Source organism: Devosia sp. A369 (assembly GCF_054489345.1).
The window spans coordinates 59,668-70,379 of the sequence record NZ_JBTMWV010000016.1 but is presented as its reverse complement, the minus strand read 5'-3'; the positions used below and the strand labels follow the sequence as shown (position 1 = coordinate 70,379).

13 protein-coding genes are annotated in these 10,712 nt (G+C 59.5%); 8 read left to right on the top strand and 5 right to left on the bottom strand.

What is annotated here, in order from left to right; genetic code table 11:
• Positions 1 to 148: 148 nt before the first annotated feature.
• Positions 149 to 595 carry a DNA-binding protein gene (locus ACX3OZ_RS16355; protein ID WP_459104909.1) on the bottom strand — a complete coding sequence of 149 codons (447 nt, stop codon included), beginning with the start codon at positions 593 to 595 and terminating at the stop codon, positions 149 to 151.
• Positions 596 to 1,164: 569 nt separating this feature from the next.
• Here ACX3OZ_RS16355 and ACX3OZ_RS16350 point away from each other — a divergent pair.
• The 7 genes from ACX3OZ_RS16350 (at position 1,165) to ACX3OZ_RS16320 (ending at position 4,978) form a co-directional block, all read left to right on the top strand.
• Positions 1,165 to 1,509 carry a hypothetical protein gene (locus tag ACX3OZ_RS16350; RefSeq protein WP_459104908.1) on the top strand — a complete coding sequence of 115 codons (345 nt, stop codon included), beginning with the start codon at positions 1,165 to 1,167 and terminating at the stop codon, positions 1,507 to 1,509.
• Between the two features lie 226 nt (positions 1,510 to 1,735).
• Positions 1,736 to 2,575: a succinate dehydrogenase iron-sulfur subunit gene (locus ACX3OZ_RS16345; RefSeq protein WP_459104911.1), complete on the top strand. Its 840-nt coding sequence runs from the start codon at positions 1,736 to 1,738 to the stop codon at positions 2,573 to 2,575.
• A 22-nt stretch (positions 2,576 to 2,597) separates the two neighbouring features.
• On the top strand, positions 2,598 to 2,999 hold the full coding sequence (gene sdhC / locus ACX3OZ_RS16340) for a succinate dehydrogenase, cytochrome b556 subunit (RefSeq protein WP_459104907.1): 402 nt from the start codon (positions 2,598 to 2,600) through the stop codon (positions 2,997 to 2,999).
• Positions 3,000 to 3,003: 4 nt separating this feature from the next.
• Positions 3,004 to 3,390, top strand: coding sequence for a succinate dehydrogenase, hydrophobic membrane anchor protein (gene sdhD / locus ACX3OZ_RS16335; protein WP_459104906.1), 387 nt, complete (start codon positions 3,004 to 3,006; stop codon positions 3,388 to 3,390).
• Positions 3,391 to 3,470: 80 nt separating this feature from the next.
• The gene (locus tag ACX3OZ_RS16330; RefSeq protein WP_459104905.1) at positions 3,471 to 3,911 is read left to right on the top strand and encodes a CBS domain-containing protein; all 441 of its coding nucleotides are present in this window, start codon (positions 3,471 to 3,473) and stop codon (positions 3,909 to 3,911) included.
• 35 nt (positions 3,912 to 3,946) lie between these two features.
• Positions 3,947 to 4,573 (top strand): DUF1971 domain-containing protein, encoded by a 627-nt coding sequence (locus ACX3OZ_RS16325; RefSeq protein ID WP_459104904.1) that lies wholly within the window; start codon positions 3,947 to 3,949, stop codon positions 4,571 to 4,573.
• A gap of 24 nt (positions 4,574 to 4,597) precedes the next feature.
• Positions 4,598 to 4,978 carry a hypothetical protein gene (locus tag ACX3OZ_RS16320; protein ID WP_459104903.1) on the top strand — a complete coding sequence of 127 codons (381 nt, stop codon included), beginning with the start codon at positions 4,598 to 4,600 and terminating at the stop codon, positions 4,976 to 4,978.
• Positions 4,979 to 5,408: 430 nt separating this feature from the next.
• On the opposite strand, the gene ACX3OZ_RS16315 is transcribed toward ACX3OZ_RS16320, so the two are convergent.
• The 4 genes from ACX3OZ_RS16315 to ACX3OZ_RS16300 form a co-directional block, all read right to left on the bottom strand.
• Positions 5,409 to 7,814, bottom strand: coding sequence for a membrane-bound PQQ-dependent dehydrogenase, glucose/quinate/shikimate family (locus ACX3OZ_RS16315; protein ID WP_459104902.1), 2,406 nt, complete (start codon positions 7,812 to 7,814; stop codon positions 5,409 to 5,411).
• A 58-nt stretch (positions 7,815 to 7,872) separates the two neighbouring features.
• Positions 7,873 to 8,349, bottom strand: a complete 477-nt coding sequence (locus ACX3OZ_RS16310) for a MarR family winged helix-turn-helix transcriptional regulator (protein ID WP_459104901.1) — start codon at positions 8,347 to 8,349, stop codon at positions 7,873 to 7,875.
• 152 nt (positions 8,350 to 8,501) lie between these two features.
• Positions 8,502 to 8,909, bottom strand: a complete 408-nt coding sequence (locus ACX3OZ_RS16305) for a nuclear transport factor 2 family protein (RefSeq protein ID WP_459104900.1) — start codon at positions 8,907 to 8,909, stop codon at positions 8,502 to 8,504.
• Positions 8,906 to 9,937: an MsnO8 family LLM class oxidoreductase gene (locus ACX3OZ_RS16300; protein WP_459104899.1), complete on the bottom strand. Its 1,032-nt coding sequence runs from the start codon at positions 9,935 to 9,937 to the stop codon at positions 8,906 to 8,908. Before ACX3OZ_RS16300 ends, ACX3OZ_RS16305 begins: the two co-directional genes overlap by 4 nt.
• Before the next feature lie 159 nt (positions 9,938 to 10,096).
• Between ACX3OZ_RS16300 and ACX3OZ_RS16295 the strand changes: the two genes are divergently transcribed.
• Positions 10,097 to 10,588, top strand: a complete 492-nt coding sequence (locus tag ACX3OZ_RS16295) for a MarR family winged helix-turn-helix transcriptional regulator (protein ID WP_459104898.1) — start codon at positions 10,097 to 10,099, stop codon at positions 10,586 to 10,588.
• Positions 10,589 to 10,712: the final 124 nt, after the last annotated feature.

Below are 10,712 nucleotides of genomic sequence, written 5' to 3'. Positions count from 1 at the left end.
CACGGTATAGATCCCCAACCCTCCTGCAAGCGTCGCAGAAGGAAGATAGGTGGCCGACTTTTACGCCGCCCGAAGCGGGACTATCCCGCCGCTACCGTGGACTAATTTTGCACCGCCGCTCTCACCCGGCTCGGCCGGTATTTGTCGGCTATGTATTCGGCGAGCCGTTCTTCAGCCTGCTGGCGCTCATCCGTAGAGCAGCCAGTGACGACGCTGCTTTCACCGTCCCTGATGATCCAAACCGCACGCTTGCGGAGCCTGCCCGTGGGCTTATCAAATTCCGCGGGCTTGAGCCAAAGCCGCGCACCTTTACTACTTCTCGACAACTAGCTCTCCATTCTCGCACTGCGGCGACGGTAAGGATCACGCGGCGCCCATGCCGCTCGACCGCGATCTTTCCGGAAGCGATCGCTTGCCGCAACTGATACCGGCTGATCGCTCCGGCGAACTCGGGTAGCCCCAGCACGTCGTCGATCGCGAGCGGTGCCTCATCGTGCACCTCTTGGCCAAATGCCGTCGATCGCATGGCGACACTGCTACGCTGCACCGCAATCGATGGCACCTGGATCGGAAATGAATCGAAATCACTGAACATGAAAAATGGTCGCCCGCATACGCGGGGCCGTCAACGGATCCACAGCCAACATCGTAAATATTTGAAAACGACGGGAACTTCACCCCATTTGCCGGAAACTTCACCCCGAAGATCACCTCCCCAGAGGTGAAGTTTGAGGGTCAAATCGCCGGCAACCGCTCCAGCCTGACGATTCGCAGCGAACCGTTGGAACGCCCGAGCGGCCTGGTGACCCCGATTGCACCAGCGTCCCGGCTGAAACGAAGTTAGAGGCTCTTAGCTTCGGATAGCTTGCATTTAGAAATAGATCGGCATCACTACGCGATAACCGACGCTTATCACGTACTGGCTCGGGGCTGGTTTGGGTGGGGAGCCGTCAGTCCGCTTATGGATCAGCCAGTCGGAAAGCTGACATTTTCCAATTTCCCGATCTTAACACGTAAACGAACCAGCAGCTTCTGGCTAAGCTGTCACCATCAGGGTTTGCGCGCGGGCAAGCCGCCGCACTGCTGAATTACGCATCCTTATCCACCATCAGCAGTTGATCTCATGAGGCATCGCTCCTGCGGTGCAGGAATAGGAGAACGATGATGGCAGGTCAGCAAAGCGGTACAGGCTCATCCACCGAGCTCAACGACGAAAAAGTCCGGAAGGAGGATATCCTCAGCAACCGGGACAAGACCATGAGACGCCCTGGGCAAAGCCTCGATGGAACGGGTGTTCAGGTGGACGAATACAAGGACATTCCGACAAACCAGCGGCCCGAGCAGGACTCCGAGCCCGAGAACGCGGATAAACCCGAAGACACCGACGCGAAGGTGGATCGGCCTGGATTTGATCTTGGCGGAGCGAGCGGTGATACCGAAGCGGGAAAAGGCTTAGGCCTTGATACCGATGCCAAGGAAGGCCGAAAGGACTGGGGTCTTCCTCGATAGACAGCGGTAGTCTGAACGAAGAGGGGCCCTGGTCGGCGATGTTTTTCCAAGACTGGTCAGGCATCGTCCGGCCGATGAGGACGCTGGATGCTATCGGCTGGCCTCAATGCACAAGCCGGGCAGTTGACCATAGCTCAAGCAAAGAACGAACATGACCATCAAGCCCCTGGATGAACTGCCACGCGCCACGCAGCTCGTGCCTCCAGCCAAAGGCAATGCGCGAACAATGATAATCGACTCCTCGGATCAAGTGCCTCGCAGAACTCTGCTCAAGCGTTTTCCGGTACCGAAGAATTTCAAGGTTACGCCGGAATCCCGCATTGAACGCGGAAAGACATGGGCGCCTCCCAGCGGCGCTACCCGGGTAAAGACGTTCGAAATCTATCGCTACGATCCTGACTCAGAGAACAATCCAAGGGTCGATACCTTCCAGGTGGATCTCGACGATTGCGGTCCGATGGTTCTGGACGCTCTGGTTTGGATCAAGAACAAGATCGACCCCACGCTTACCTTTCGTCGCTCCTGCCGCGAAGGCGTATGCGGCTCCTGCTCGATGAACATGGGCGGTACAAACTGGCTGGCCTGCACGAGATTTATCTCCGACATGGCCACGCCGGCAGTCATTTATCCGTTGGCAAACATGAGGATCATCAAGGACCTCGTCCCCGATCTCTCGCATGTCTTTGCGCAATACTCGATGATCGAGCCATGGCTCAAAACCAAAACACCGAATCCCCAAATCGAGCGGCTGCAATCCCCTGAAGAGCGCAGCCAGATCGATGGCTACTACGAGTGCATTCTCTGCTTCTGCTGCACTTCAGGCTGTCCAAGCCATTGGTGGAACGGAGATCGTTTTCTCGGTCCAGCCGTGCTCCTTCAAGCGTATCGCTGGCTGATCGACAGCCGCGACGAAGCTAAGGGCGAGCGCCTTGACGGGCTCGAAGATCCATTTCGGCTTTATCGATGCCACACCATCCTTAACTGCACGCGAACGTGCCCAAAGGGCCTAAATCCGGGCAAGGCCATTGCCGAGATAAAGAAAATGCTGATCGAACGTAAGGTCTGATACCCCAACAAAGGAGGCATAGATGGCAGATCGAAACACCTCGCGACCGCGACCACTCTCTCCCAATATTCAGATCTATCGCCCGGAACTCACCTCGGTTTTGTCCATCGGCTATAGAATATCTGGCGTTGCTTTGAGCTTCTATCTCCTCGGTTTAGTGGCTTGGATGGTTGCCACAGCAGCTGGTCCGCAGGCGCATGCCACCGTGCAGGCATTCGTATCGTCATGGCTTGGGCAGATCTTCCTGTTCGCCGGCACCTTTGCCTTTTTCTGGCATCTTTGCGGCGGTATCCGTCACCTGGTCTGGGACACTGTCAACGGCTTCGAGCTCCGCTCGATCTACATGTCCGGTTGGATTGTCGTTGGTGCAAGCGTGTTGCTCACGGCAACAGCTTGGGGCATCAGCCTGTTTCTCATAGGATAGGGCAATGGACGCGAAAGACACACGTTCCCCCTTGGCTCGCGCCATGGGCCTCGGCTCCGCTAAGCATGGGACAGGGCACTGGTGGGCAGAGCGCGTCTCGGCAGTCGCCCTCATTCCGCTGACGCTGTGGTTCGTTGCCTCCATCATCGCCCACACCAACAGCGATCATGCGGCCCTCGTTGTCTGGCTGAAATCCCCCTTCGTCAACATCCCAATGATATTGCTTCTGGGCGTATCATTTTACCATACGGCGCTTGGCCTGCAGGTCGTGATTGAAGACTACGTTCATTCCGGGATGAAGTATGTTGCGGTGATCGCGGTCCGACTGGTCTGCCTTGCGCTCGGGTCCGCTGGGATAATGGCCGTCCTCAGCATCGCTTTCGGCGGTTAGGCGTTCTTACAATTGGACCAACTAGCCTCCGCGTCCCCATCCGAACGCGCGGGGTTCTGTCTTGTTGAGCGGGAGACGCAATGTTCGTCGAAAATTTGTTGCCGGCAGCGCGTGAACGGCTTGCCACTATCGCCGATGACGCCCCGCTGATCGAAGCAGCGCGGCTTCTTCGGTCGGGAACCGATATCCTCGTCGTGTGCAATTCAGCAGGAATGCTGCGCGGCGTCATCACCAAAACCGACGTGGTTAGCCAGATCAGCCAGTGCCAGGGATCAGGGTGCCTGGCACTGGCGTCCGTTGCGATGACGCAGGACGTCCTGCTCTGTCGATCCGGGGACCTGCTGGAGAAACTGTGGAACCGCATGAAGGAGCGAAGCTTGAAGAATATCCCCTTCGTGGACCAGGACTCCCGTCCTCTGGGGGTGCTCAACGCCAGGGACATGCTTCAGGCACTCCTCAAGGAATCCACGACCGAGGAAGCGATGATGCGGGATTACGTGATGGGTGTTGGATATCGCTGAGGCGGTTGCCAACGGCACCATTTCGAAGGAAACACATGCCGAACGATAAGACTGACCCGGCGCAGCTGCGCCAACGGGCACTTTCCAGATGGGACAATGAAGGAGGTGCCACATCTCCTGATCCGCAAACAGACGCGACGTCAGATAAAGAATATCGCGAATACCCGCCGCTGACCAATGCGGAACTGGTCCATATCCGCATCCGGGTCATCGCCCTGGAGAACCTTGTGATCGCAATGCTGAACCAGGCCTCGGGCAATCAGCTGGATATCGCCAGGGAAATGGCCGCCTATATCTCTCCGCGGCCCGGCGCCACCCAGCATCCTTTAACCATGAAAGCGGCTGAGCACATGACGGACATTCTTGATCGCGCCGACAGGTTCCAGTCGGCATTGCCGGTGACACCATACAAGACGACGCCGGTGTTCGATGAACAGTCGCTTCCTGCTGGTCTGCGCCGGGAGCACCGAACCAAAGTCGGCGTATGGGGCGTCATCAGGGTGCTCGAGGGACATTTGCGCTATGTGGTGCAGGATCCCGCAGCCGAGCACGTGCTCGAACCCGGTCGCCCTGGTTTGATCCTGCCGGATCAAGCTCATCGCGTCGAGCCGATCGGACCTATGCGCATGCAGGTGGAATTCTACGATCAACTGCCCTTTTGACTGCACCCCGATTGAGAGGCTCTGATGTCGATGTCGAAGTCAGCCAAAGCACCCAGTGAACTTGCGGCGCGGGCCCTGTGCCGTTTCCATGGGATGGCAGAGGAAACCATCAAGGATGGCAATCCCGCCTGGCAGAGCTACCTCCCCGAAGTAAACGTCGTTCTGACCGCTGCGGGCTTGAGTGATGCGGTGTCGACAGGCTTGGAGCACACCCCGGTTCAGGCCTACTTCGTTCTTCGGCGACTTGCTCACGATCCCATTGAGGTCAGCACGCTTCATGGCTTCAGCAATCAGGGTCTTGTCCACTTTCTAATATCGAGGGGACTTGCCGTTGAGGCGGACGGCTTCATCGCGATCACTGCGGCTGGCCGCGCCATTGGCGAGATCGCCGACGACCGCCAGTAGCGTTGTCCCAAAAGATCGGGGAAGCGATTGCGACTTCAATCCGGTTGCTGCACTGGTCCGACGTCACCCTGCCGCCATGTCATTTTTGGGGTGGGTTGCGGACTGGCGGCTGAGACGGGAAATCAGACGTTCCCGATTCAAAGAGCTTGGCAGCTCAGCGCACCACATTGGACGTTGATCCTAACGTCGTGGTTTCGTGAAAGCGGGCGTCACAGTCAGCGCCCGCTGCGTTTTATGACCTAATGGTCGCGGCTGATGAGGGCTCTGGTCCGGCAATCGAGAGGGCGGATCGGGTGCAGGCGATCGTCACCTCAGCCCTCGCAATTGCCGGGCTTTCGAGGCCAATGCTAGCTAATTGGCGTTCGGCGCCGTGGATATTCAAAGCGCGCGCCGGGTACCCGAGGCGCGCGCTTCCGTCGTATCGCTCTGCTTAGTCTGGCAGCTTGAAAGCCACCATCTTGGTCGAGTAGCGCGACTGGATCGCGCCCTGGCCACCGGCCATGACGGTGACATACTGCTCGCCATCCAGCGTGTAGCTGATCGGCGCGCCACCTGCTGCCGGCAGTTCGTGCTGCCAGGCAACATTGCCCGTCGCCAGATCATAGGCGCGGAAAATGTTATCCTTAGCAGCCGAGATGAAGCCCAGCCCCCCGGCGGTGATCATCGAGCCGCCATGGGTCGGGGTGCCCATCGGCAACTCGAACGGTACGTTGATCCCCAGCGCCCCGCTGCCCTTGGACGAACCGAAGGGCTGCGACCACAACAGCTTGCCGGTGTTGAGGTCGACAGCGCTGATATAGGAATACGGCGGATCGATGCAGGGCACGCCCAGTCCGGTCAGCCAGAACTGCGGGTATGCTGCATAGGGCGTGTTCTTCTGGGCCACGAGGCCGCCGATTTCACGGGCATCGCCCCAATCGCCCTGCGGCTTGCTGCCGAGTTCGTCGGCGGCGTCGCGATCCAGCAGTTGGACATAGCTGGCAAAGCGGTTGGAATTGACCAGCATGACGCCGTTCACCGGGTCAACCGAGACGCCGCCCCAGTTGATGGAGCCGAAGGCGCTCGGCGACTGGATCGAAGGGGTCAGGCCCGGCGGCGTATTGTTGCCTTCGTAGCGCGCCTGCTGGAACATGACGCGGCAATAGAGCTGGTCGAAGGGCGAGACGCCCCACATATCCGCTTCCGTCAGGTCCGCGCCCCGGAACGAGGGCAGGCCGTTGGAATAGGGCTGGGTGGGGGAGATGCGCTCTTCCGGCACGGCGCCGGTCTGTGGCATGTCCGTTTCCGTCACCGGGAAGATTGGCTCGCCGGTCAGGCGGTCAAGCACGAAGACTTCGCCGGCCTTGGTGGGCTGGATCAGGGCTTGGCGCATCGTACCCGATGCGTCGGGCAGGTCGACAAGCGCCGGTGGTGCGGGAACGTCATGGTCCCAGAGGTCGTGGTGCTTGGTCTGGAACGACCAGCGCAGGCGGCCGGTTGCAGCGTCGAGTGCCACAACCGAAGAAGAGTACTTGTCGTCGAACTCGCGGCGCTGGGCGCCGAAGAAGTCCGGCGTCGCGTTACCGGTGGGCAGATAGACCAGACCAAGGGCTTCGTCGGCCGAGGCCGGGCCCCAGCTATTGGGCGTTGCCACGGTGTAGCTTTCGCCCTCGGGCGGAGCGCCGATCCGGTCCGGATGACCCATGTCCCAAGCCCAGGAGAGTTCGCCGGTTACGGCGTCGAAGGCGCGGATGACGCCTGAGGCTTCGCCCCAATACTGACCATCGGTGACCCAGCCGCCAACAACCACCTTGCCACGCACGAAGGTCGGCGCGGAGGTTACCTTGTAATAGCCGCCGATGATCTTGCCTTCATGGTCTTCCATGCCAACGAGCAGGTCGACCATGCCGGCGTTGCCAAAGTCGGCGCAGAGTTCGCCAGTCTTGGCATCGACTGCAACCAGCTTGCCTGAGCCGGTGCCGGCCATGACGCGTTCAGCGCATTCGCCAGAGAGGCCCGGAGCCTTGTAATAGGCGACGCCGCGGCAGGTTCCGCCACGGCCTTCAGACGCATCGAAGGTCCACCGCTGTTCGCCGCTCTTGGCGTCGAGCGCAAAGATCTCGCTGTTGCCATTGCAGATATAGATGGCGTCGTCGATCTTGATCGGCGTCGCATTGTTGGCCGGTATATTGCCGACATCAACTTCCCAGGCAACTTCCAGATTGGCGACGTTGGCGGTGGTGATCTGGTCGAGCGGCGTATACTTCTGCTGCCCCTGATCGCCACCGACAAAGGGCCAATCCTCACCGGTCTGGCCGGTAGGTGCGGCGCCATTTGCCGTGGGGAAGGAACCGAAGCCGGTCTGGAAACGCGGATCCTGCGGCAGGCCGCCGGCAGACGCAGAATAGAGCAGCGCGCCCGCAGCAATGGCGACCACAGAGCTCGAGGTGATCAGGCCAGAAGCGCCGAACGGCACGCGCTCGGTAACGGCCAGCTTGCCCTTGAGCGCATGCTGGCTCCAAGGCAGCAGCAGCCAGATGCCGAACGCCACCGGGATCATCAGGCGCGGCAACAGGGCCCAGCCGTCAAAGCCGACTTCCCATAGCGACCAGATCACGGTGACCGCCAGCGCAAGACCAAACACCCAGGCACCGTGGCGCCTGCCGGTGAACAGCAGCACAGCGGCCACGAGGAACAGCACGCCTGCCACGAGATAATAGAGCGAGCCACCAAGGGTCGCGAGATAGCCGCCCCCGCCGATGAAGATCAGCGCCATGATCCCGAGGACCACGGCGAAGAGCCGCATCAGACCCTTTTCAACGATATGCGTTTGACGGTCGTCACTTTCATTCGACATGATTTTCTCCCCCAGTCGAGACTGATTTCTGGTTGTTAGGTTAGGGTGTTGAAGAGGACTACACAGCGCCGCCGTAGAGTGCGGCATTCAGCTCTGCGGAGAGCGTCTGAATGCGTCCGAGATAAAAAGCGATGGCTTGCAGATTCTCGTCGGATAGATCCGCTGTCGCCGCGCGGTACTTTTCCTGGATATGCTGAGAGAGGGCTAGAGGATCAGCTGCCGCCTCGGTATCGAGCCAGATCAAATAGCTGCGCCGATCGTCGGGATTGCCCAGGCGCTTTATGAAACCGGCAGCTTCCAGCCGATCCAGCAGCGCGGTGCCTGCTCCCGAGGTCAGGCCGAGATAGGCAATGATCTCCTTGGGACTGGCCGGCTTACCGTGTGACTTGAGGAAGCCGAGGCACCGAAAATCTGTCGGGTGCATACCATACTCCCTAGCCGCACGCTCTTGAGCGTCCTCGACGCGACGGATCATGTGGATCAGTGCCTGTTCCACATCCTCATTCAGTTGTCTCCGCGTAATCTCCGCCACCATAAATCTCAATCATAAAGATAAATGTCCTTACCGCTTATACGGTTGCAGGGCGATTGCAACCAGAATCCGCAAAGAAGGTGCCGGGTGTTTGGCGCGCATCACTTAGACAGGCGGCACATCCAGTCGGTTTTGGGTGTCTCTCCGTGACGACGCTACGCGCCGTAGGCAATCACGCCGCGGCGGGCGATCCGCCACCCAACGGGAGTACGAACAAGCACGTCACGATACTGGCCGATCGCAACGCCGTTCGGAGCGAGGCGGAAAAATTTACTACGCACATCTGCCTCACCGTCTCGCTCAGCTATGATTTCCACATTGGTGGTGTGATGGGATAGGCCGGGTCGCTGTTGCTCGAGTTGCGACCGTGACGGCGGCACCGGCGAGCCGGTGAAAGACGTCAGGATGCCAGCAATTCCGGTGACCACCGGCCCACCGCCGCCCGTCATGTCGTAGACGCAATCGGGCGTGAAAACGGTATCGAGCTGGTCGATTGCGGCATCGATGACGTGGCCGTAACGGGCAATCACCTGCTGAATTTCATAGTAGTCCTCGAAGGTCATAGAATTGGCTCGCGCGGCGTGAGACCGAACGCCTTGGCGATCCGTTCATGGGAGCGGGCGCGATCCTCGGGATTGGCGATCAAGTCCTGCACGATCACTTCGTCGGCCCCGCTTTGGTCAATCATCTCGTCGAGCGTCGCCTTCACTTCCTCGGGGCCGCCCGCGATGAAACGCGGCCAGCGCCCGCCGACAATTCTGGTCGGTTCGGCTCGTTCGGCATCGCCCAGTTCCCGGTCAGCTTCCTCGATAGTGGGAACGTAAGCCGCCGCACCCAGCCGGCTCAGGCGCTGATAGAAGCCCTTCGCCGACAGGGCGAGGCGCTGGCCGTCCTCGTCGGTTTCCCCGACGCTGACATTGACCCCAAGCATGGCGCGGGGCGCGCCGGCACCGAAAGGCGTGGCAACGAAATTATCGCGATAGGTGCGCAAGGAGGAAGCGGCGGCCTGCGGGTTGATGAATCCTGCAAAGGTATAGCCAATGCCAAGCTGTGCCGCTAAACGCGAGCCGCCCGGGCTCGATCCTAACAGCCAACTTTCGGGGATCGTGGAAACTGTCGGGATTAGCGGCTTGTTTGCGAAAGGGTGACCGGCCGGAAAGGCGTTATGCAGCCATGCCAGCACCTCGGAGACCTGCATGGAATGATCATCGACCGGCTGTGATTTACGATCCCGCCGTAGCGCTAGATCAATAGCCGGCCCTGCGGTGGCTCGGCCCATGCCGAGGTCGATTCGGTCCGGAAACATAGCATCGAGCTGCTTGAACATTTCGGCCACCTTGAACGGGCTATAGTGGTTCATCAGAACCGCCCCCGAGCCGAGCCTGATGTGCCGGGTCTGCGTGCCGGCCGCCGCGATCAGCAGTTCAGGGTGATGGGATGCCTGGGCCGGAGCCATATGGTGCTCGGCGAACCAGATGCGGTGAAATCCGAGCGCCTCCGCCAGTCGGACGGTGTCCAGCGCCTGCCTAAGGGCATCGGTTGCGGTCTCGCCTGGTTTGATCGTGGCAAGATCGACGATGGATAGCTTCATTGGTCCACTCCGGAAGTTCGACCGCAAGGTTCATCTGATATTTTGGTTGTCCAAACCAAGCTTATGCCACAACGGTGTCGATGATCCAGATAGTTTGTTTGTCCAAACCATAAATGCGATAAGATGGCCGTAAGTGGATGGTGTTGGAGCCAGGTGAACATGTCGGAACGCAGCGGATTGGCCCGTCTGGAAAGAACCCTTTGGGACGTCGTGACAAGCTTCTCGCATCGCGATGTCTCTGCCAAGATCGCACGGCAGGCGGATCATATGTTGCCCCCGGCCTCTTGGGCTCTACTTGAACATCTCGACACCGACGGCCCAATGCGAGTCTCTGACATCGCTGCCTGCCAGGGCCTGGATGTATCTTCGGTCACGCCGCGCCTTCAGGCATTGGAACGCGCGGGGCTAGTCGAACGTGGGCACTCTCCTGACGATCGACGGGCTTCGGTAATTTCCATCGGCGCTGCCGGACGTGTTGCCCTCGACTCCATCCATACAGCGCGACTCAAAATTCTGGCGGACGCACTATCAGGCGTAGAGGCTGAAGATATCACAATCGCGAATACTCTCCTGGAGAAGTTGTCGACGCGCCTGAAGCAGAATTCCGAGCGCAACCGTGACAGCGAGGTCGTTGCACCGCCATTGCCATGATATTTTTTTTGCAGTTGTGACGCTGCCAACTATGCCTGGCGGATCGAGAGTGAGGGGGAGTGTTACTCTGTTGTGTCGCAAGCAGGGATATTGCCCACCGGGGGCAAGCGATGCGGCAGCATTT

Bases quoted from the DNA above. Each gene is read 5' to 3' on its own strand.
- ACX3OZ_RS16355 (WP_459104909.1), bottom strand. From the start codon at position 595: ATGTTCAGTGATTTCGATTCATTTCCGATCCAGGTGCCATCGATTGCG.
- ACX3OZ_RS16350 (WP_459104908.1), top strand. From the start codon at position 1,165: ATGGCAGGTCAGCAAAGCGGTACAGGCTCATCCACCGAGCTCAACGAC.
- ACX3OZ_RS16345 (WP_459104911.1), top strand. From the start codon at position 1,736: ATGATAATCGACTCCTCGGATCAAGTGCCTCGCAGAACTCTGCTCAAG.
- sdhC (WP_459104907.1), top strand. From the start codon at position 2,598: ATGGCAGATCGAAACACCTCGCGACCGCGACCACTCTCTCCCAATATT.
- sdhD (WP_459104906.1), top strand. From the start codon at position 3,004: ATGGACGCGAAAGACACACGTTCCCCCTTGGCTCGCGCCATGGGCCTC.
- ACX3OZ_RS16330 (WP_459104905.1), top strand. From the start codon at position 3,471: ATGTTCGTCGAAAATTTGTTGCCGGCAGCGCGTGAACGGCTTGCCACT.
- ACX3OZ_RS16325 (WP_459104904.1), top strand. From the start codon at position 3,947: ATGCCGAACGATAAGACTGACCCGGCGCAGCTGCGCCAACGGGCACTT.
- ACX3OZ_RS16320 (WP_459104903.1), top strand. From the start codon at position 4,598: ATGTCGATGTCGAAGTCAGCCAAAGCACCCAGTGAACTTGCGGCGCGG.
- ACX3OZ_RS16315 (WP_459104902.1), bottom strand. From the start codon at position 7,814: ATGTCGAATGAAAGTGACGACCGTCAAACGCATATCGTTGAAAAGGGT.
- ACX3OZ_RS16310 (WP_459104901.1), bottom strand. From the start codon at position 8,349: ATGGTGGCGGAGATTACGCGGAGACAACTGAATGAGGATGTGGAACAG.
- ACX3OZ_RS16305 (WP_459104900.1), bottom strand. From the start codon at position 8,909: ATGACCTTCGAGGACTACTATGAAATTCAGCAGGTGATTGCCCGTTAC.
- ACX3OZ_RS16300 (WP_459104899.1), bottom strand. From the start codon at position 9,937: ATGAAGCTATCCATCGTCGATCTTGCCACGATCAAACCAGGCGAGACC.
- ACX3OZ_RS16295 (WP_459104898.1), top strand. From the start codon at position 10,097: ATGTCGGAACGCAGCGGATTGGCCCGTCTGGAAAGAACCCTTTGGGAC.